Below are 16,814 nucleotides of genomic sequence, written 5' to 3'. Positions count from 1 at the left end.
TAAATTTGGCGGGAACTCGTTCCTGCCATTTTGCTTTTCTTGCAAGACAATAGCGTCGCAAGACAACAGTGGAGCTAGTAGATGGCAACTATCAACCAGCTGGTACGTCAGCCGCGTAAGCGTATCGTCGAGAAATCCGACGTACCTGCGCTGCAGAACTGCCCGCAACGTCGTGGCGTGTGCACTCGTGTGTACACCACCACGCCGAAAAAACCTAACTCGGCACTGCGTAAAGTATGCCGTGTGCGCCTGACCAACGGTTTCGAGGTTTCCTCGTACATCGGCGGTGAAGGCCACAACCTGCAAGAACACAGCGTGGTACTGATCCGTGGCGGTCGTGTAAAAGACTTGCCAGGTGTTCGTTATCACACCGTTCGCGGCTCCCTGGATACTTCCGGCGTCAAAGGTCGTAACCAAGGTCGTTCGAAATACGGTACCAAGCGTCCGAAGTAATCGGTCGTTTGCTGCAGTAACTGATTTTTATTTTTTTGAGTCGATAAGAGTAAGGTCGGGCGTACATCCACTGGGTGTCATGTTCCCGGGCTAACCTGAAGACCGTTTGAGGGCTTATCAATGCCAAGACGTCGTGTAGCAGCCAAGCGTGAGATTCTGGACGATCCGAAATACGGTAGCCAGATTCTCGCCAAATTCATGAACCACGTGATGGAAAGCGGCAAGAAAGCCGTGGCCGAACGTATCGTTTATGGTGCTCTGGAAAAAGTCAAAGAGCGCAAAAACGCCGACCCCCTGGAACTCTTCGAGAAAGCACTCGACGCCATCGCTCCGCTGGTCGAAGTGAAGTCGCGCCGTGTAGGCGGTGCTACTTACCAGGTTCCGGTCGAAGTTCGTCCGTCCCGTCGTAACGCTCTGGCAATGCGCTGGTTGGTAGACTTCGCCCGCAAGCGCGGCGAGAAGTCCATGGCTCTGCGTTTGGCTGGCGAACTGTTGGACGCCGCCGAAGGTAAAGGTGCTGCAGTTAAGAAGCGTGAAGACGTGCACCGTATGGCTGAAGCCAACAAGGCTTTCTCGCACTACCGCTTCTAATTTTAGCGTCATTCAATTTGCGAGGGCTTTATGGCTCGTACAACCGATATTAAACGCTACCGTAACATTGGTATCGTTGCTCACGTGGACGCGGGTAAGACCACGACTACTGAGCGCGTCCTGTTTTACACGGGCGTAAACCACAAAATGGGCGAGGTGCACGACGGCGCCGCGACCATGGACTGGATGGTGCAGGAGCAGGAGCGGGGTATTACCATTACCTCCGCTGCGACCACCGCATTCTGGGAAGGTTCTGCCAAGCAGTTTCCCAAGCACCGCTTCAACATCATCGATACCCCCGGCCACGTTGACTTCACCATTGAAGTAGAGCGTTCGCTGCGCGTACTCGACGGTGCGGTCGTAGTGTTCTGCGGTACTTCCGGTGTCGAGCCTCAGTCTGAAACCGTATGGCGTCAAGCCAACAAGTACGGTGTTCCACGTCTCGTTTACGTGAACAAGATGGACCGTGCCGGTGCGAACTTCCTGCGTGTTGTTGCGCAGATCAAGCAGCGCCTGGGTCACACTCCGGTGCCTATCCAGTTGGCTATCGGTTCCGAAGACAACTTCCAGGGTCAGATCGATCTGATGTCCATGGAAGCCGTCTACTGGGATGATGCCGACAAAGGCATGGCTGCTCGTCGCGAGCCTATCCCTGCTGAACTGCAGGAACTGGCTGAAGAGTGGCGCAGCAACATGGTTGAGGCGGCTGCCGAAGCCAACGAAGAGCTGATGAACAAGTACCTCGAGGGCGAAGAGCTCACCATCGAGGAAATCAAGGGCGCCCTGCGTCAGCGGACCATCGCTGGCGAAATCGTCCTGGCTGTTTGCGGTTCTTCCTTCAAGAACAAGGGCGTTCCCCTGGTTCTCGACGCTGTTATCGACTACCTGCCTGCACCTGTCGACATTCCTGCCATCAAGGGTTCCGATCCGGATGACGAGACTATCGCCATGGAGCGTCATGCAGACGACAGCGAACCGTTCTCCGCTCTGGCGTTCAAAATCGCCACTGACCCATTCGTGGGTACCCTGACCTTTGCTCGCGTTTACTCGGGCGTGTTGAGCTCCGGTGACGGCGTGATCAACTCGGTCAAGGGCAAGAAAGAGCGCGTGGGTCGTATGGTGCAGATGCATGCCAACACCCGTGAAGAGATCAAGGAAGTACGCGCTGGCGACATCGCGGCCCTGATCGGCATGAAGGACGTCACCACCGGTGATACCTTGTGCTCGGCTGACAAGCCAATCATCCTGGTTCGCATGGACTTCCCGGAGCCGGTTATCTCGGTTGCCGTTGAGCCGAAGACCAAGGATGACCAGGAAAAAATGGGTATCGCGCTGGGCAAACTTGCTCAGGAAGACCCATCTTTCCGCGTCAAGACTGATGAAGAGACTGGTCAAACGATCATCTCCGGCATGGGCGAATTGCACCTGGACATCCTGGTTGACCGGATGCGCCGTGAGTTCAACGTCGAAGCCAACATCGGTAAGCCTCAGGTTTCCTATCGTGAGAAAATCACGAAGAACTGCGAAATCGAAGGCAAGTTCGTTCGCCAGTCCGGCGGTCGTGGCCAGTTCGGTCACTGCTGGATTCGTTTTGCGCCGGCTGACGAAGGTCAGGAAGGTCTGCAATTCGTGAACGAAGTGGTTGGTGGTGTGGTTCCGAAGGAATACATCCCGGCTATCCAGAAGGGTATCGAAGAGCAGATGAAGAACGGCGTTGTTGCCGGTTATCCGCTGATCGGCCTGAAGGCTACTGTGTTTGATGGTTCTTACCACGACGTCGACTCCAACGAGATGGCGTTCAAGGTGGCTGCTTCCATGGCGACCAAGCAACTCGCGTCCAAGGGCGGCGGTGTTGTACTTGAGCCGATCATGAAGGTAGAAGTTGTAACACCTGAGGACTACATGGGTGACGTGATGGGTGACCTGAACCGTCGTCGTGGTCTGATCCAGGGTATGGAAGATACGGTTTCCGGCAAGGTGATCCGCGCCGAGGTTCCGTTGGGCGAAATGTTCGGTTATGCGACCGATGTTCGTTCCATGTCCCAGGGTCGCGCGAGCTACTCTATGGAATTCTCCAAATACTCCGAAGCTCCGTCGAACATCGTCGAAGCTCTCGTTAAAAAACAAGGCTGATTCAGCCCTTTAGGCTAGGAGTTAATTGTCGTGGCTAAAGAAAAATTTGATCGTTCCCTCCCGCACGTCAACGTTGGCACCATCGGTCACGTCGACCACGGTAAAACCACGCTGACCGCTGCTCTGACTCGTGTTTGCTCCGAAGTTTTCGGTTCGGCTATCGTTGATTTCGATAAAATCGACAGCGCGCCAGAAGAAAAAGCTCGTGGTATCACCATCAACACCGCGCACGTCGAGTACAACTCGAAGATCCGTCACTACGCTCACGTTGACTGCCCAGGTCACGCTGACTACGTGAAGAACATGATCACCGGTGCTGCCCAGATGGACGGCGCGATCCTGGTTTGCTCGGCCGCTGATGGTCCGATGCCACAAACCCGTGAGCACATCCTGCTGTCCCGTCAGGTAGGCGTTCCGTACATCGTGGTTTTCCTGAACAAGGCTGACCTGGTAGACGACGCTGAGCTGCTGGAACTGGTTGAGATGGAAGTGCGCGACCTGCTGAGCACTTACGACTTCCCGGGTGATGACACTCCAATCATCATCGGTTCCGCTCGTATGGCGCTGGAAGGCAAAGACGACAACGAAATGGGCACCACTGCCGTTCGTAAACTGGTTGAAACCCTGGACAGCTACATCCCAGAACCAGTTCGTCTGACCGACAAGCCATTCCTGATGCCAATCGAAGACGTATTCTCGATCTCGGGTCGCGGTACTGTTGTGACTGGTCGTATCGAGCGCGGTATCGTTCGCGTTCAAGATCCACTGGAAATCGTTGGTCTGCGTGACACCACCGTCACCACCTGCACCGGTGTTGAAATGTTCCGTAAACTGCTCGACGAAGGTCGTGCAGGCGAGAACTGTGGCGTTCTGCTGCGTGGTACCAAGCGTGACGACGTTGAGCGTGGCCAGGTTCTGGTCAAGCCAGGTTCGGTCAAGCCGCACACCAAGTTCACCGCCGAAGTTTACGTTCTGAGCAAAGAAGAAGGCGGTCGTCATACTCCGTTCTTCAAAGGCTACCGTCCACAGTTCTACTTCCGTACTACTGACGTGACTGGTAACTGCGAGCTGCCAGAAGGCGTTGAGATGGTAATGCCAGGTGACAACATCCAGATGACTGTCACTCTGATCAAAACCATCGCGATGGAAGACGGTCTGCGTTTCGCTATCCGTGAAGGCGGTCGTACCGTCGGCGCTGGCGTCGTAGCCAAAATCATCGAGTAAGCTTCTCTTTTGAGAGTGCTTCGATGCTTTGAAAAAACCCCCGCCTAGCGGGGGTTTTTTTATTAGGTTGACACCTATCAGGGCCGTCTATAGAATTGCGCCTCCTTTTAACGGGCGTATTGCGCTCGGTGGGAATAGCAGCCGGAGTCTGAAATCCAATGCAAAATCAGCAAATCCGTATCAGGTTGAAGGCTTTTGACCATCGCCTGATCGACCAATCCACCCAGGAAATCGTGGAAACCGCGAAACGTACTGGTGCTCAAGTGCGTGGTCCAATTCCACTGCCTACCCGTAAAGAGCGGTTCACCGTTCTGGTCTCCCCGCACGTCAACAAAGACGCGCGCGACCAGTACGAGATCCGTACTCATAAGCGTGTACTGGACATCGTCCAGCCAACGGATAAAACCGTTGATGCGCTGATGAAGCTTGATCTTGCGGCAGGTGTGGAAGTGCAGATCAGCCTCGGCTAAGACTCGGTCTTAGTCGTGTAACGCTCTGAAATGGGCGGCCATAGCGGGTGAAAGCCCCGTACACTCATGAGGTTTACAACATGACTATTGGTGTAGTCGGTCGTAAATGCGGTATGACCCGTATTTTCACCGAAGAAGGTGTCTCCATTCCGGTTACGGTCATTGAGATCGAGCCGAATCGCGTCACCCAGTTCAAAACTGAAGAGACCGATGGCTATCGTGCAGTGCAAGTCACTGTCGGCGAGCGTCGTGCTTCGCGTGTTACAGCTGCTCAAGCTGGCCACTTCGCTAAAGCGAACGTTGCCGCTGGTCGCACCGTAATGGAGTTCCGTCTTGAAGAAGGCGACTACCAGGCCGGCGATCTGATCAACGCTGAAATCTTCGCTGCTGGTCAACTGGTTGATGTAACCGGTCAGTCCAAGGGTAAAGGCTTCCAGGGTACGATCAAGCGCTGGAATTTCCGCGGGCAAGATAACACCCACGGTAACTCCGTGTCCCACCGCGTTCCAGGCTCTATCGGCCAGTGCCAGACTCCTGGTCGTGTATTCAAGGGCAAAAAAATGTCCGGTCATATGGGCGCTGAGCGCGTGACCGTGCAGTCCCTCGAAGTAGTGCGCGTGGACGCTGAACGCAATCTGTTGTTGGTCAAGGGCGCTGTTCCTGGCGCTACTGGCGGCAACTTGGTTGTACGTCCAGCAGCCAAGGCTCGCGGTTAAGGGGAAGCTGACATGCAATTAAATGTAAATGACGCTCAAGCGATCGAAGTTTCCGAACTGACATTTGGCGGCGAATTCAACGAGACGCTGGTTCACCAAGCAGTCGTGGCCTACATGGCTGGCGGCCGTCAAGGTAGCAAGCAGCAAAAGACCCGTTCCGACGTTTCCGGTGGCGGCAAGCGCCCATGGCGTCAGAAAGGTACTGGCCGTGCTCGTGCCGGTACTATCCGTAGCCCAATCTGGCGTGGCGGCGGTACCACTTTCGCAGCTCGTCCTCAGGATCACTCCCAGAAGCTGAACAAGAAGATGTATCGCGCAGCAATGCGTTCCATCCTTGCTGAGCTGGTGCGTACTGATCGTCTGGTCGTGGTTCAGGATTTCGCTGTTGAAACGCCGAAAACCAAAGACCTGCTGAACAAACTGACTGGCATGAGTCTGACCGACGTTCTGATCGTGTCCGACGCTGTTGATCAGAACCTGTACCTGGCTGCTCGTAACCTGCCTCACGTCGATGTCCGTGACGTACAGGGTTCCGATCCAGTTAGTCTGATCGCATACGACAAGGTGTTGATCACCGTGTCGGCCGTGAAGAAATTCGAGGAGCTGCTGGGATGAACCAGGAACGCGTATTTAAAGTTCTGCTTGGCCCGCACGTTTCCGAGAAGGCTACGGTCCTGGCAGACAAGAAAGGTCAGTTCGTTTTCAAGGTTGCGACTGACGCAACCAAGCTGGAAATCAAGAAGGCCGTCGAAAGCCTGTTCAGCGTGAAAGTAGAGCGTGTGACTACCCTGAATGTCCTGGGTAAAAGCAAGCGCACTGCTCGCGGTCTGGGCAAGCGTAATGACTGGAAGAAGGCAGTTATCTCCCTTCAGCCAGGCCAAGATCTCGATTTCAGCAGCAGTGCTGAGTAAGGAAGGGGTGCATCATGGCAATCGTTAAATGCAAACCGACTTCCCCTGGCCGCCGTTTTGTGGTCAAGGTGGTCAACAAGGAGCTGCATAAAGGCGCTCCTCACGCACCGCTGCTCGAGAAAAAATCGAAGTCTGGTGGTCGTAACAACAATGGCCGTATTACCACTCGTCACATCGGTGGTGGTCATAAGCAGCATTATCGTCTGGTCGATTTCCGTCGCAACGACAAAGATGGCATCGCTGCCACTGTCGAGCGTATCGAATACGATCCAAACCGTACTGCTCACATCGCTCTGCTGCTGTACGCAGACGGCGAGCGTCGCTACATCATCGCGCCTAAAGGCGTGAGTGCTGGCGACCAGCTGATCGCAGGCGCACTGGCTCCAATCAAGCCAGGTAACGCTCTGCAACTGCGCAACATCCCAGTGGGTTCCACCGTACACGGCATCGAACTGAAGCCAGGTAAAGGTGCACAGATCGCTCGTTCCGCTGGTGCTTCGGCTCAGCTGATCGCTCGTGAAGGTGTCTACGTGACCCTGCGTCTGCGTTCCGGTGAAATGCGTAAAGTGCTGTCGGAATGCCGTGCAACGCTGGGCGAAGTCTCGAACTCCGAGCACAGCCTGCGTTCCCTGGGTAAAGCCGGTGCCAAACGCTGGCGTGGCGTTCGCCCAACCGTTCGTGGTGTTGCCATGAACCCGGTTGACCACCCACATGGTGGTGGTGAAGGTCGTACCTCTGGTGGTCGTCATCCGGTATCGCCGTGGGGCTTCCCGACTAAGGGCGCGAAGACTCGTGGTAATAAGCGTACCGACAAAATGATCGTCCGTCGTCGCAAGTAAATAGAGGGATACGACAGTGCCACGTTCTCTGAAAAAAGGTCCTTTTATCGATCTTCACCTACTGAAGAAGATCGAAGTGGCGGCGGAAAAGAACGATCGCAAACCAGTTAAGACCTGGTCGCGCCGTTCCATGATCCTGCCACAAATGGTCGGTTTGACCATCGCTGTGCATAACGGTCGTCAACACGTCCCCGTTCTCGTGAACGAAGACATGGTCGGCCACAAACTGGGCGAGTTTGCCGGTACCCGCACATATCGTGGGCACGTGGCTGACAAGAAAGCCAAGCGTTAAGGGGTTAGGAAATGGAAGTAGCCGCTAAGTTGTCGGGCGCTCGAATCTCCGCCCAGAAAGCCCGCTTGGTCGCCGACCAGATCCGCGGGAAGAAGGTGGGCGAAGCGCTCAACTTGTTGGCTTTCAGCAGTAAGAAAGCCGCCGAGATCATGAAGAAAGTGCTGGAGTCGGCCGTAGCCAACGCCGAGCATAACGAAGGCGCAGACGTTGATGACCTGAAGGTCAGCACCGTTTTCGTCAACGAAGGGCGTTCGCTGAAGCGCATCATGCCGCGTGCCAAAGGCCGGGCTGATCGCATCGTCAAGCGGTCTTGCCATATCACTGTCAAGGTTGCTGACAAGTAACGGAGTCGAAGAGATGGGTCAGAAAGTACATCCCATTGGCATTCGCCTGGGAATCGTCAAGGAGCACACCTCCGTCTGGTACGCAGACGGTCGGACTTATGCGGACTATTTGCTCGCAGATCTGAAAGTGCGTGAGTACCTCCAAGACAAACTAAAAAGCGCGTCCGTAAGCCGTATCGATATCCATCGTCCGGCCCAAACTGCACGCATCACCATCCACACCGCTCGTCCAGGTATCGTTATCGGGAAGAAAGGTGAGGATGTTGAGAAACTGCGTCAGGACCTGACCAAGCAAATGGGTGTGCCTGTGCACATCAATATCGAAGAGATCCGCAAGCCGGAGCTCGACGGTATGCTGGTTGCCCAGAGCGTAGCTCAGCAGCTGGAGCGTCGTGTGATGTTCCGTCGCGCCATGAAGCGCGCCGTACAGAACGCCATGCGCATTGGTGCCAAAGGCATCAAAATCCAAGTGAGCGGTCGTCTCGGCGGTGCTGAAATCGCACGTACTGAATGGTATCGCGAAGGTCGTGTGCCACTGCACACCCTGCGTGCCGACATCGACTATGCCAACTACGAAGCTCACACCACTTACGGTGTGATCGGTGTAAAGGTTTGGATCTTCAAAGGCGAAGTAATTGGTGGTCGCCAAGAAGAACTGAAACCACAAGCACCAGCGCCTCGTAAAAAAGCTGCTAAGTAAGGGGTACGCCAAATGTTGCAACCAAAGCGTACGAAGTTCCGCAAGCAGATGACAGGCCACAACCGTGGTCTGGCTCAGCGCGGTAGCAAAGTCAGCTTCGGCGAGTTCGCGCTGAAGTCTGTAGCTCGTGGTCGTCTCACCGCTCGTCAGATCGAGTCAGCGCGTCGTGCTCTGACCCGTCACGTAAAACGTGGCGGCAAGATCTGGATCCGTGTGTTCCCGGACAAGCCTATTTCCAAAAAGCCCCTCGAAGTTCGGATGGGTAAAGGTAAGGGTAACGTGGAGTACTGGGTTGCCCAGATTCAGCCAGGCAAAGTCCTGTATGAAATCGAGGGTGTTACTGAAGAGCTGGCGCGTGAGGCTTTTGCCCTGGCTGCTGCAAAGCTGCCGCTCGCCACCGCTTTTGTTAAACGGACGGTGATGTGATGAAAGCGAATGAACTTCGTGAAAAATCAGCACAGCAGCTGAACGAGCAACTGCTCGGCCTGCTGCGCGACCAGTTCAATCTGCGTATGCAGAAAGCAACTGGCCAGTTGGGGCAGTCTCACCTGCTCTCGCAAGTTAAGCGCGACATCGCTCGTGTGAAGACTGTGCTCAACCAGCAGGCAGGTAAGTGATCATGGCTGAAGCCGAAAAGACCGTCCGTACGCTGACTGGCCGTGTTGTCAGCGACAAAATGGACAAGACCATCACCGTTCTGATCGAGCGTCGCGTCAAGCACCCGATCTACGGTAAATACGTTAAGCGTTCGACTAAGCTGCACGCGCACGACGAAACCAACCAGTGCCACATTGGCGACAAGGTCACGATTCGTGAAACTCGTCCGATGGCCAAGACCAAGTCTTGGGCGCTGGTTGATGTTCTCGAACGCGCTGTGGAAGTCTAAGGGCTAGGGGTCGGAGAAATTATATGATTCAGACTCAATCCATGCTCGATGTGGCCGATAACAGCGGCGCTCGCCGCGTTATGTGCATCAAGGTGCTGGGTGGCTCGCATCGTCGTTACGCTGGTATCGGTGACATCATCAAAGTAACCGTCAAGGAAGCAATTCCGCGCGGTAAAGTGAAGAAAGGCCAAGTGATGACTGCTGTCGTAGTCCGCACTCGCCATGGCGTCCGTCGTGCTGACGGCTCCATTATCCGCTTTGATGGCAACGCTGCTGTTCTGTTGAACAACAAGCAAGAGCCGATCGGCACCCGTATCTTTGGGCCAGTGACCCGTGAACTTCGTACTGAGAAGTTCATGAAGATCGTCTCGCTCGCCCCAGAAGTGCTGTAAGGAGATCCGACATGCAAAAGATTCGTCGTGACGACGAGATCATCGTGATCGCCGGCAAAGACAAAGGTAAGCGCGGTAAGGTGCTCAAGGTTCTCGCTGACGACCGTCTGGTCGTTGGTGGTCTGAACCTGGTCAAGCGTCATACCAAGCCTAACCCGATGTCGGGCGTACAGGGCGGTATCGTCGAAAAAGAAGCGCCACTGCACGCTTCCAACGTCGCCATTTTCAACGGCGAAACCAACAAGGCTGACCGCGTTGGTTTCAAAGTAGAAGACGGCAAAAAAATTCGTGTCTTCAAGTCGACCCAAAAAGCGGTTGATGCTTGAACACTGCTAGGTAGAAGACCATGGCACGACTGAAAGAGATTTACCGGAAGGAAATCGCTCCGAAGCTTAAGGAAGAACTTAAGCTGGCGAACGTGATGGAAGTTCCGCGCATTACCAAGATCACCCTGAACATGGGTCTGGGCGAAGCGATCGGTGACAAGAAAGTCATCGAACACGCTGTGGCTGACCTGGAGAAGATCACCGGCCAGAAAGTCGTTGTGACTCACGCTCGCAAATCCATCGCTGGCTTCAAAGTCCGCGAAGGTTGGCCGATCGGTGTCAAAGTGACCCTGCGTCGCGATCGTATGTATGAGTTCCTGGATCGTCTGCTGTCGATCTCCCTGCCTCGGGTTCGCGACTTCCGCGGCCTGAATGCCAAGTCCTTCGACGGTCGTGGCAACTACAGCATGGGCGTGAAAGAGCAGATCATTTTCCCGGAAATCGATTACGACAAGATCGATGCTCTGCGCGGTCTGGACATTACCCTGACCACCACTGCCAAGAACGATGATGAAGGTCGCGCATTGCTGCGTGCTTTCAAATTCCCGTTCCGCAACTGATTGGAGTAGGAAAATGGCCAAGAAGAGCATGAAAAACCGTGAGCTGAAGCGTCAGCTCACCGTTGCCAAGTACGCCACCAAGCGTGCAGCACTGAAAGCTATCATCGTCGATCTGAACGCAAGTCCAGAAGCGCGTTGGGAAGCTTCGGTAGCCCTGCAGAAGCAGCCACGTGACGCCAGCGCTTCGCGCATGCGTAACCGCTGCCGCATCACTGGTCGTCCGCACGGCGTTTACCGCAAGTTCGGCCTCGGCCGTAACAAGCTGCGTGAAGCGGCCATGCGTGGTGACGTACCAGGTCTGGTTAAAGCCAGCTGGTAAGCCATACCGCCCAAGTCGCGGTGGTCGGACTCGCAAGAACCGACCATCGGTGACCTTGAGTATGAATCAAGCCCCTTTTGGGGCTTGATTCATTTCTGGGGTGTGTCTAGAATGACCGGCTCGCCTGAGCCTGCACTTTTTACGTGTGGAGATACTCGGCGACAGTTGTAGCCGCAAGGCTAATTCTTTTTGTATCAGGAGCGTCTAGCCCATGAGTATGCAGGACCCGTTAGCGGACATGCTAACTCGAATCCGTAATGCCCAGATGGCTGAAAAGTCCGTCGTAAGCATGCCGTCTTCCACGTTGAAGGTGGCTGTAGCAAAAGTCCTGAAGGACGAAGGTTACATCGCGGGTTATCAGATCAGCAGCGAAACCAAGCCGTTGCTATCCATCGAGCTGAAATACTTCGAAGGCCGTCCGGTCATCGAGGAAGTGAAGCGCGTTAGCCGTCCAGGCCTGCGTCAGTACAAGTCCGTTGAGGATCTGCCAAAAGTTCGTGGCGGTCTCGGCGTGTCTATCGTCTCCACCAACAAAGGTGTGATGACGGATCGTGCTGCGCGCGCTGCCGGTGTCGGCGGCGAAGTTCTTTGCACTGTGTTCTAAGGGGGGATAAGCATGTCTCGCGTCGCTAAGAACCCCGTTAAGCTGCCAGCCGGTGTCGAAGTAAAATTCGCAGGCCAACAGCTTTCGGTGAAGGGTGCCAAGGGTACTCTTGAACTGAACATCCATTCGTCCGTTGAGATCGTTGAAGAAGCTGGTGAGCTGCGTTTTGCTGCTCGCAATGGCGATCAACAAACTCGCGCAATGGCCGGTACCACGCGTGCGTTGGTAAACAACATGGTCCAAGGCGTAAGCCAAGGCTTCGAGCGCAAGCTCCAGCTGGTCGGTGTTGGTTACAAAGCGCAAGCAAAAGGCACGGTGTTGAACCTGGCCCTTGGCTTCTCGCACCCAGTGGATTACGAACTGCCGGAAGGCATCACCGCTGAGACCCCTAGCCAAACCGATATCCTGATCAAGGGTATCGATAAGCAGCTGGTAGGTCAGGTGGCCGCTGAGATCCGCGACTTCCGTCCACCAGAGCCGTACAAAGGCAAAGGTGTGCGCTACGCGGACGAAGTCGTCCGTCGTAAAGAAGCCAAGAAGAAGTAGGGCATAGCAAATGACCGACAAAAAAGTTACTCGACTGCGTCGCGCTCGCAAAGCACGCCTGAAAATGCACGAACTCGAAGTCGTGCGTCTCTGCGTGTTCCGCTCTTCGCAGCACATCTACGCCCAGGTCATTTCGGCCGACGGCAACAAAGTCCTGGCAAGTGCCTCGACTTTGGACAAAGAACTGCGTGATGGTGCCACTGGCAACATCGACGCGGCCACTAAGGTTGGCCAGCTGGTCGCTACGCGTGCTAAAGCCGCTGGCGTCTCGCAGGTGGCTTTCGACCGCTCTGGCTTCAAGTATCACGGCCGCGTCAAGGCGCTGGCTGATGCTGCTCGTGAAGCTGGGCTGGAGTTCTAAGTTATGTCAAATAACGACCAAAAGCGCGACGAAGGCTACATCGAGAAGCTGGTTCAAGTTAACCGCGTAGCCAAAACCGTTAAAGGCGGCCGTATCTTCACCTTCACCGCGTTGACCGTGGTAGGTGATGGCAAGGGCCGTGTAGGCTTCGGCCGTGGCAAGTCACGTGAAGTGCCTGCCGCGATCCAGAAGGCTATGGAAGCTGCTCGTCGCAACATGATCCAGGTGGACCTGAACGGTACCACTCTGCAGTACGCCATGAAATCCGCCCACGGCGCTTCCAAGGTTTACATGCAGCCTGCTTCTGAAGGTACCGGTATCATCGCTGGCGGCGCTATGCGTGCTGTCCTCGAAGTGGCTGGTGTGCAGAACGTTCTGGCCAAGTGCTACGGCTCGACTAACCCGGTAAACGTGGTTCACGCCACTTTCAAAGGTTTGAAAGCAATGCAGTCCCCTGAGTCCATTGCTGCCAAGCGCGGCAAAACTGCAGCGGAGATCATGTGATCATGGCAACCGTTAAAGTAACGCTGATCAAAAGCATGACCGGCCGCATCCCTAACCACAGACTGTGCGTTAAGGGTCTGGGTCTGCGTCGCATCGGTCACACTGTAGAAGTCCAGGATACTCCCGAGAATCGCGGGATGATCAACAAGGCTTACTACATGCTGCGTGTAGAGGGTTAATCGATGAAACTCAATGATCTGAGTCCAGCGCCGGGTTCCCGTCGCGAAAAGCATCGTCCGGGCCGTGGTATCGGTAGCGGTTTGGGTAAGACCGGTGGCCGTGGCCACAAAGGTCAGACCTCCCGCTCCGGTGGCACCATTGCTCCAGGCTTTGAAGGCGGTCAACAGCCGCTGCATCGTCGCCTGCCGAAGTTCGGTTTCGTTTCCCTGAAAGCCATGGACCGCGCAGAAGTGCGTCTGTCCGAGCTGGCCAAAGTGGACGGCGACATCGTCACCGTGCAGTCCCTGAAAGATGCCAACGTGATCAACCAGAACGTACAGCGTGTGAAAATCATGCTGTCGGGCGAAGTGACTCGCGCAGTAACTATCAAGGGCATCGCAGCCACCAAAGGTGCGCGTGCGGCTATCGAAGCAGCTGGCGGCAAGTTCGAGGAATAAATGGCTAAGCAAGGTGCTCTCTCAGCGCTCAGCAAAGGCGGGTTATCCGAGCTCTGGGCTCGACTGCGTTTTCTATTCCTGGCGATTATCGTCTACCGGATAGGCGCACACATCCCAGTTCCAGGTATCAACCCGGACCGGCTGGCGGACCTGTTTCGACAGAATGAGGGGACCATTCTTAGCTTGTTCAACATGTTTTCCGGCGGCGCGCTGGAGCGGATGAGCATCTTTGCACTGGGGATCATGCCGTACATTTCGGCATCGATCATCATGCAGTTGATGTCCGCCGTCAGCCCGCAGCTGGAGCAGTTGAAGAAGGAAGGTGAGGCTGGTCGTCGTAAGATCAGCCAATACACCCGCTATGGCACCGTCGTCCTGGCACTTGTCCAAGCCATTGGCATGTCCATTGGCCTGGCTAACCAGGGCGTCTCGTTTAGTGCTGGCTTCAGCTTCCATTTCGTTGCGGTGTCCACTTTCGTGGCCGGCGCGATGTTCATGATGTGGTTGGGCGAGCAGATTACCGAGCGCGGTGTGGGCAACGGTATCTCGATGTTGATTTTTTCGGGTATCGTCGCCGGTCTTCCGAGAGCAATCGGGCAGTCTTTCGAGTCTGCGCGTCAGGGCGATATCAACATCTTCGCTTTGGTTGCCATCGGTTTGTTGGCAGTAGCGATCATCGGTTTCGTGGTGTTCATTGAGCGTGGCCAGCGTCGTATTGCTGTTCACTACGCCAAGCGTCAGCAGGGCCGCAAGGTCTTCGCTGCGCAGACCAGCCACCTGCCGCTGAAGGTGAATATGGCCGGTGTTATTCCTGCTATCTTCGCGAGCAGCATCTTGCTGTTCCCGGCTTCGCTGGGTGCCTGGTTCGGTCAGTCTGAAGGTATGGGCTGGTTGCAGGACATCTCGCAGTCGATCGCTCCTGGTCAGCCGTTGAATATTCTGCTGTTTAGTGCAGGGATTATTTTCTTCTGCTTCTTCTATACGGCGTTGATGTTCAATCCGAAAGACGTAGCGGAAAACCTGAAGAAGTCCGGTGCCTTTATTCCGGGTATCCGTCCAGGCGAGCAGTCGGCGCGCTACATTGATGGCGTTCTGACCCGTTTGACCATGTTCGGTGCTCTTTATATGACGGCCGTGTGCCTGCTGCCCCAGTTCCTGGTGGTTGCGGCAAACGTACCGTTCTACCTTGGCGGGACCTCGTTGCTGATCGTGGTCGTGGTTGTGATGGACTTCATGTCCCAAGTACAATCGCACCTCGTTTCGCACCAGTACGAATCCCTGATGAAGAAAGCCAACCTGAAGGGTTACGGCAGCGGCATGCTGCGCTGACCCATAAGGTTCGAGGAGTTGGTGATGAAAGTTCGTGCATCGGTGAAAAAGCTGTGCCGTAACTGCAAGATTATTCGCCGCGAAGGTGTGGTTCGAGTAATTTGCAGCGCGGAACCGCGTCACAAACAGCGCCAAGGCTGAGTGTGATCTGCTAAAAGCCCAGCAGCTAGTGCGCTGCTGGGTTGATTATTTGTTATTACAGCGATATTATCTCGCGCCCTATTTCTTGGCTTCCGGGGCGTAGGTAGCTGTCAATTGGAGTCCCACTGAATGGCCCGTATTGCAGGCGTTAACATTCCAGATAACAAGCACACTGTTATCTCGCTGACCTACATCTATGGTGTTGGTCGCACTACTGCACAGAAAATTTGTGCAGTGACTGGGGTCAACCCAGCCGCAAAGATCAAGGATCTGAGCGACGAGCAGATTGAACAGCTGCGTGGCGAAGTGGCGAAGTTCACCACTGAAGGTGACCTGCGTCGCGAAATCAACATGAAAATCAAACGCTTGATGGACTTGGGCTGCTATCGCGGTCTGCGCCATCGTCGTGGTCTGCCAGTACGCGGTCAGCGTACCAAGACCAACGCGCGTACTCGCAAAGGTCCGCGTAAGCCGATCCGCAAGTAATCGCACCAGCGAATCGACAGGAATCTAGTCATGGCAAAACCTGCTGCTCGTCCTCGTAAGAAAATTAAAAAGACAGTGGTTGATGGCATCGCCCACATCCACGCGTCTTTCAACAACACCATCGTGACCATCACCGACCGTCAAGGTAACGCTCTTTCCTGGGCTACCTCCGGTGGTTCGGGTTTCCGCGGTTCCCGCAAGTCCACCCCGTTCGCTGCTCAAGTAGCTGCTGAACGTGCTGGTCAAGCTGCGCTGGAATATGGCCTGAAAAACCTCGACGTCAACGTCAAAGGTCCAGGTCCAGGTCGTGAGTCCGCTGTCCGTGCATTGAACGGCTGTGGCTATAAGATCGCCAGCATCACCGACGTGACGCCAATCCCGCACAACGGGTGCCGTCCGCCGAAGAAGCGCCGCGTGTAATCCAGGAGATTGTAAAGAATGGCTCGTTACATTGGTCCAAAATGCAAACTGGCTCGTCGCGAAGGCACCGATCTCTTCCTGAAGAGCGGCGTGCGCGCTATCGAATCCAAGTGCAACATCGAAGCAGCACCTGGTATCCACGGCCAACGCCGCGGTCGCCAGTCCGACTACGGCACTCAACTGCGTGAAAAGCAGAAGGTCCGTCGTATTTATGGCGTTCTTGAGCGTCAGTTCAGCGGCTACTACAAAGAAGCTGCCGGCCGTAAAGGCGCAACCGGTGAGAACCTGCTGCAACTGCTCGAATGCCGTCTGGACAACGTTGTATACCGTATGGGTTTTGGCTCGACTCGTGCCGAATCCCGTCAACTGGTATCGCACAAGTCGATCAGCGTTAACGGCAAAACCGTCAACGTCCCGTCCTACCAGGTTCGTGCTGGTGACGTGGTAGCTATTCGTGAGAAGGCTAAGAATCAACTGCGCATTGTCCAGGCTCTCGATCTGTGTGCCCAGCGTGGCCGCGTAGAATGGGTAGAAGTGGACACTGAGAAGAAGTCGGGCGTTTTCAAGAACGTGCCTGCTCGCAGTGACCTCTCCGCCGACATCAACGAAAGCCTGATTGTCGAGCTCTACTCCAAGTAAGGGCTAGAAAA

The 16,814-nt window shown here is 55.1% G+C and carries 30 protein-coding genes; all 30 read left to right on the top strand.

Going from position 1 to position 16,814, the window contains the following annotated elements:
• The first annotated feature begins 81 nt into the window (after positions 1-81).
• The 30 genes from rpsL (at position 82) to rpsD (ending at position 16,803) form a co-directional block, all read left to right on the top strand.
• Positions 82-453 (top strand): 30S ribosomal protein S12, encoded by a 372-nt coding sequence (gene rpsL / locus M5B96_RS27835; protein ID WP_003186084.1) that lies wholly within the window; start codon positions 82-84, stop codon positions 451-453.
• Positions 454-573: 120 nt separating this feature from the next.
• On the top strand, positions 574-1,044 hold the full coding sequence (gene rpsG / locus M5B96_RS27830) for a 30S ribosomal protein S7 (RefSeq protein WP_103495381.1): 471 nt from the start codon (positions 574-576) through the stop codon (positions 1,042-1,044).
• Positions 1,045-1,074: 30 nt separating this feature from the next.
• Entirely contained in the window at positions 1,075-3,177 is a 2,103-nt protein-coding gene (gene fusA, locus M5B96_RS27825) for an elongation factor G (protein ID WP_248800144.1), read from the top strand.
• Between the two features lie 30 nt (positions 3,178-3,207).
• Positions 3,208-4,401 carry an elongation factor Tu gene (tuf, locus tag M5B96_RS27820; RefSeq protein WP_027924378.1) on the top strand — a complete coding sequence of 398 codons (1,194 nt, stop codon included), beginning with the start codon at positions 3,208-3,210 and terminating at the stop codon, positions 4,399-4,401.
• A gap of 158 nt (positions 4,402-4,559) precedes the next feature.
• Complete coding sequence (rpsJ, locus tag M5B96_RS27815) at positions 4,560-4,871, top strand: 30S ribosomal protein S10 (RefSeq protein WP_003186070.1); 312 nt, start codon at positions 4,560-4,562, stop codon at positions 4,869-4,871.
• 80 nt (positions 4,872-4,951) lie between these two features.
• Positions 4,952-5,587 carry a 50S ribosomal protein L3 gene (rplC, locus tag M5B96_RS27810; RefSeq protein ID WP_007253310.1) on the top strand — a complete coding sequence of 212 codons (636 nt, stop codon included), beginning with the start codon at positions 4,952-4,954 and terminating at the stop codon, positions 5,585-5,587.
• A gap of 12 nt (positions 5,588-5,599) precedes the next feature.
• On the top strand, positions 5,600-6,202 hold the full coding sequence (gene rplD, locus M5B96_RS27805) for a 50S ribosomal protein L4 (protein WP_121135086.1): 603 nt from the start codon (positions 5,600-5,602) through the stop codon (positions 6,200-6,202).
• Complete coding sequence (gene rplW, locus M5B96_RS27800; RefSeq protein WP_002555488.1) at positions 6,199-6,498, top strand: 50S ribosomal protein L23; 300 nt, start codon at positions 6,199-6,201, stop codon at positions 6,496-6,498. The genes rplD and rplW overlap by 4 nt, the downstream gene beginning before the upstream one ends.
• A 14-nt stretch (positions 6,499-6,512) precedes the next feature.
• Positions 6,513-7,337, top strand: coding sequence for a 50S ribosomal protein L2 (rplB, locus tag M5B96_RS27795; RefSeq protein WP_191485937.1), 825 nt, complete (start codon positions 6,513-6,515; stop codon positions 7,335-7,337).
• Between the two features lie 16 nt (positions 7,338-7,353).
• Positions 7,354-7,629, top strand: coding sequence for a 30S ribosomal protein S19 (gene rpsS, locus M5B96_RS27790; RefSeq protein WP_002555486.1), 276 nt, complete (start codon positions 7,354-7,356; stop codon positions 7,627-7,629).
• Between the two features lie 11 nt (positions 7,630-7,640).
• Positions 7,641-7,973, top strand: coding sequence for a 50S ribosomal protein L22 (rplV, locus tag M5B96_RS27785; RefSeq protein ID WP_003103908.1), 333 nt, complete (start codon positions 7,641-7,643; stop codon positions 7,971-7,973).
• Between the two features lie 13 nt (positions 7,974-7,986).
• Entirely contained in the window at positions 7,987-8,673 is a 687-nt protein-coding gene (gene rpsC / locus M5B96_RS27780; RefSeq protein WP_008065719.1) for a 30S ribosomal protein S3, read from the top strand.
• A 12-nt stretch (positions 8,674-8,685) separates the two neighbouring features.
• Complete coding sequence (gene rplP / locus M5B96_RS27775; RefSeq protein WP_003232424.1) at positions 8,686-9,099, top strand: 50S ribosomal protein L16; 414 nt, start codon at positions 8,686-8,688, stop codon at positions 9,097-9,099.
• On the top strand, positions 9,099-9,290 hold the full coding sequence (rpmC, locus tag M5B96_RS27770; protein ID WP_002555481.1) for a 50S ribosomal protein L29: 192 nt from the start codon (positions 9,099-9,101) through the stop codon (positions 9,288-9,290). Before rplP ends, rpmC begins: the two co-directional genes overlap by 1 nt.
• 2 nt (positions 9,291-9,292) lie before the next feature.
• Positions 9,293-9,559, top strand: a complete 267-nt coding sequence (rpsQ, locus tag M5B96_RS27765) for a 30S ribosomal protein S17 (RefSeq protein WP_003194644.1) — start codon at positions 9,293-9,295, stop codon at positions 9,557-9,559.
• A gap of 23 nt (positions 9,560-9,582) precedes the next feature.
• Positions 9,583-9,951 carry a 50S ribosomal protein L14 gene (rplN, locus tag M5B96_RS27760; RefSeq protein ID WP_002555479.1) on the top strand — a complete coding sequence of 123 codons (369 nt, stop codon included), beginning with the start codon at positions 9,583-9,585 and terminating at the stop codon, positions 9,949-9,951.
• Between the two features lie 11 nt (positions 9,952-9,962).
• A complete protein-coding gene (gene rplX, locus M5B96_RS27755; RefSeq protein ID WP_007896770.1) occupies positions 9,963-10,277 on the top strand; it encodes a 50S ribosomal protein L24 in 315 nt (104 codons plus the stop codon).
• A 20-nt stretch (positions 10,278-10,297) separates the two neighbouring features.
• Positions 10,298-10,837 (top strand): 50S ribosomal protein L5, encoded by a 540-nt coding sequence (rplE, locus tag M5B96_RS27750; RefSeq protein ID WP_040071276.1) that lies wholly within the window; start codon positions 10,298-10,300, stop codon positions 10,835-10,837.
• 13 nt (positions 10,838-10,850) lie between these two features.
• Positions 10,851-11,156, top strand: a complete 306-nt coding sequence (gene rpsN, locus M5B96_RS27745) for a 30S ribosomal protein S14 (protein ID WP_100944356.1) — start codon at positions 10,851-10,853, stop codon at positions 11,154-11,156.
• A gap of 211 nt (positions 11,157-11,367) precedes the next feature.
• The gene (gene rpsH / locus M5B96_RS27740; RefSeq protein ID WP_003228724.1) at positions 11,368-11,760 is read left to right on the top strand and encodes a 30S ribosomal protein S8; all 393 of its coding nucleotides are present in this window, start codon (positions 11,368-11,370) and stop codon (positions 11,758-11,760) included.
• 12 nt (positions 11,761-11,772) lie between these two features.
• Positions 11,773-12,306: a 50S ribosomal protein L6 gene (gene rplF / locus M5B96_RS27735; protein ID WP_003176412.1), complete on the top strand. Its 534-nt coding sequence runs from the start codon at positions 11,773-11,775 to the stop codon at positions 12,304-12,306.
• Positions 12,307-12,316: 10 nt separating this feature from the next.
• Positions 12,317-12,667 (top strand): 50S ribosomal protein L18, encoded by a 351-nt coding sequence (gene rplR / locus M5B96_RS27730; protein ID WP_003186037.1) that lies wholly within the window; start codon positions 12,317-12,319, stop codon positions 12,665-12,667.
• A gap of 3 nt (positions 12,668-12,670) precedes the next feature.
• A complete protein-coding gene (gene rpsE / locus M5B96_RS27725) occupies positions 12,671-13,171 on the top strand; it encodes a 30S ribosomal protein S5 (protein WP_248800143.1) in 501 nt (166 codons plus the stop codon).
• Between the two features lie 2 nt (positions 13,172-13,173).
• Positions 13,174-13,350 carry a 50S ribosomal protein L30 gene (gene rpmD, locus M5B96_RS27720; protein ID WP_191485938.1) on the top strand — a complete coding sequence of 59 codons (177 nt, stop codon included), beginning with the start codon at positions 13,174-13,176 and terminating at the stop codon, positions 13,348-13,350.
• Between the two features lie 3 nt (positions 13,351-13,353).
• Complete coding sequence (rplO, locus tag M5B96_RS27715; protein WP_103495384.1) at positions 13,354-13,788, top strand: 50S ribosomal protein L15; 435 nt, start codon at positions 13,354-13,356, stop codon at positions 13,786-13,788.
• Entirely contained in the window at positions 13,789-15,117 is a 1,329-nt protein-coding gene (gene secY, locus M5B96_RS27710; RefSeq protein ID WP_100944359.1) for a preprotein translocase subunit SecY, read from the top strand. It abuts the gene before it with no gap.
• Positions 15,118-15,141: 24 nt separating this feature from the next.
• The gene (rpmJ, locus tag M5B96_RS27705; RefSeq protein ID WP_002555468.1) at positions 15,142-15,258 is read left to right on the top strand and encodes a 50S ribosomal protein L36; all 117 of its coding nucleotides are present in this window, start codon (positions 15,142-15,144) and stop codon (positions 15,256-15,258) included.
• A gap of 129 nt (positions 15,259-15,387) precedes the next feature.
• On the top strand, positions 15,388-15,744 hold the full coding sequence (gene rpsM, locus M5B96_RS27700; RefSeq protein ID WP_003186020.1) for a 30S ribosomal protein S13: 357 nt from the start codon (positions 15,388-15,390) through the stop codon (positions 15,742-15,744).
• Positions 15,745-15,774: 30 nt separating this feature from the next.
• Positions 15,775-16,164 (top strand): 30S ribosomal protein S11, encoded by a 390-nt coding sequence (gene rpsK, locus M5B96_RS27695; protein WP_007924177.1) that lies wholly within the window; start codon positions 15,775-15,777, stop codon positions 16,162-16,164.
• A gap of 18 nt (positions 16,165-16,182) precedes the next feature.
• Positions 16,183-16,803 (top strand): 30S ribosomal protein S4, encoded by a 621-nt coding sequence (gene rpsD / locus M5B96_RS27690; RefSeq protein WP_017123253.1) that lies wholly within the window; start codon positions 16,183-16,185, stop codon positions 16,801-16,803.
• The last annotated feature ends 11 nt before the right edge of the window (positions 16,804-16,814 follow it).

Origin of the sequence: Pseudomonas sp. MWU13-2105 (assembly GCF_023242315.1) — a bacterium.
Taxonomy (GTDB): domain Bacteria; phylum Pseudomonadota; class Gammaproteobacteria; order Pseudomonadales; family Pseudomonadaceae; genus Aquipseudomonas.
Note: the sequence above shows the minus strand (reverse complement) of the source record. Positions and strands in the feature narration are given on the sequence as shown.

Coding starts and splice junctions, on each gene's coding strand:
- rpsL (WP_003186084.1), top strand. CDS start 82: ATGGCAACTATCAACCAGCTGGTACGTCAGCCGCGTAAGCGTATCGTC.
- rpsG (WP_103495381.1), top strand. CDS start 574: ATGCCAAGACGTCGTGTAGCAGCCAAGCGTGAGATTCTGGACGATCCG.
- fusA (WP_248800144.1), top strand. CDS start 1,075: ATGGCTCGTACAACCGATATTAAACGCTACCGTAACATTGGTATCGTT.
- rpsJ (WP_003186070.1), top strand. CDS start 4,560: ATGCAAAATCAGCAAATCCGTATCAGGTTGAAGGCTTTTGACCATCGC.
- rplC (WP_007253310.1), top strand. CDS start 4,952: ATGACTATTGGTGTAGTCGGTCGTAAATGCGGTATGACCCGTATTTTC.
- rplD (WP_121135086.1), top strand. CDS start 5,600: ATGCAATTAAATGTAAATGACGCTCAAGCGATCGAAGTTTCCGAACTG.
- rplW (WP_002555488.1), top strand. CDS start 6,199: ATGAACCAGGAACGCGTATTTAAAGTTCTGCTTGGCCCGCACGTTTCC.
- rplB (WP_191485937.1), top strand. CDS start 6,513: ATGGCAATCGTTAAATGCAAACCGACTTCCCCTGGCCGCCGTTTTGTG.
- rplV (WP_003103908.1), top strand. CDS start 7,641: ATGGAAGTAGCCGCTAAGTTGTCGGGCGCTCGAATCTCCGCCCAGAAA.
- rpsC (WP_008065719.1), top strand. CDS start 7,987: ATGGGTCAGAAAGTACATCCCATTGGCATTCGCCTGGGAATCGTCAAG.
- rplP (WP_003232424.1), top strand. CDS start 8,686: ATGTTGCAACCAAAGCGTACGAAGTTCCGCAAGCAGATGACAGGCCAC.
- rpmC (WP_002555481.1), top strand. CDS start 9,099: ATGAAAGCGAATGAACTTCGTGAAAAATCAGCACAGCAGCTGAACGAG.
- rpsQ (WP_003194644.1), top strand. CDS start 9,293: ATGGCTGAAGCCGAAAAGACCGTCCGTACGCTGACTGGCCGTGTTGTC.
- rplN (WP_002555479.1), top strand. CDS start 9,583: ATGATTCAGACTCAATCCATGCTCGATGTGGCCGATAACAGCGGCGCT.
- rplX (WP_007896770.1), top strand. CDS start 9,963: ATGCAAAAGATTCGTCGTGACGACGAGATCATCGTGATCGCCGGCAAA.
- rplE (WP_040071276.1), top strand. CDS start 10,298: ATGGCACGACTGAAAGAGATTTACCGGAAGGAAATCGCTCCGAAGCTT.
- rpsN (WP_100944356.1), top strand. CDS start 10,851: ATGGCCAAGAAGAGCATGAAAAACCGTGAGCTGAAGCGTCAGCTCACC.
- rpsH (WP_003228724.1), top strand. CDS start 11,368: ATGAGTATGCAGGACCCGTTAGCGGACATGCTAACTCGAATCCGTAAT.
- rplF (WP_003176412.1), top strand. CDS start 11,773: ATGTCTCGCGTCGCTAAGAACCCCGTTAAGCTGCCAGCCGGTGTCGAA.
- rplR (WP_003186037.1), top strand. CDS start 12,317: ATGACCGACAAAAAAGTTACTCGACTGCGTCGCGCTCGCAAAGCACGC.
- rpsE (WP_248800143.1), top strand. CDS start 12,671: ATGTCAAATAACGACCAAAAGCGCGACGAAGGCTACATCGAGAAGCTG.
- rpmD (WP_191485938.1), top strand. CDS start 13,174: ATGGCAACCGTTAAAGTAACGCTGATCAAAAGCATGACCGGCCGCATC.
- rplO (WP_103495384.1), top strand. CDS start 13,354: ATGAAACTCAATGATCTGAGTCCAGCGCCGGGTTCCCGTCGCGAAAAG.
- secY (WP_100944359.1), top strand. CDS start 13,789: ATGGCTAAGCAAGGTGCTCTCTCAGCGCTCAGCAAAGGCGGGTTATCC.
- rpmJ (WP_002555468.1), top strand. CDS start 15,142: ATGAAAGTTCGTGCATCGGTGAAAAAGCTGTGCCGTAACTGCAAGATT.
- rpsM (WP_003186020.1), top strand. CDS start 15,388: ATGGCCCGTATTGCAGGCGTTAACATTCCAGATAACAAGCACACTGTT.
- rpsK (WP_007924177.1), top strand. CDS start 15,775: ATGGCAAAACCTGCTGCTCGTCCTCGTAAGAAAATTAAAAAGACAGTG.
- rpsD (WP_017123253.1), top strand. CDS start 16,183: ATGGCTCGTTACATTGGTCCAAAATGCAAACTGGCTCGTCGCGAAGGC.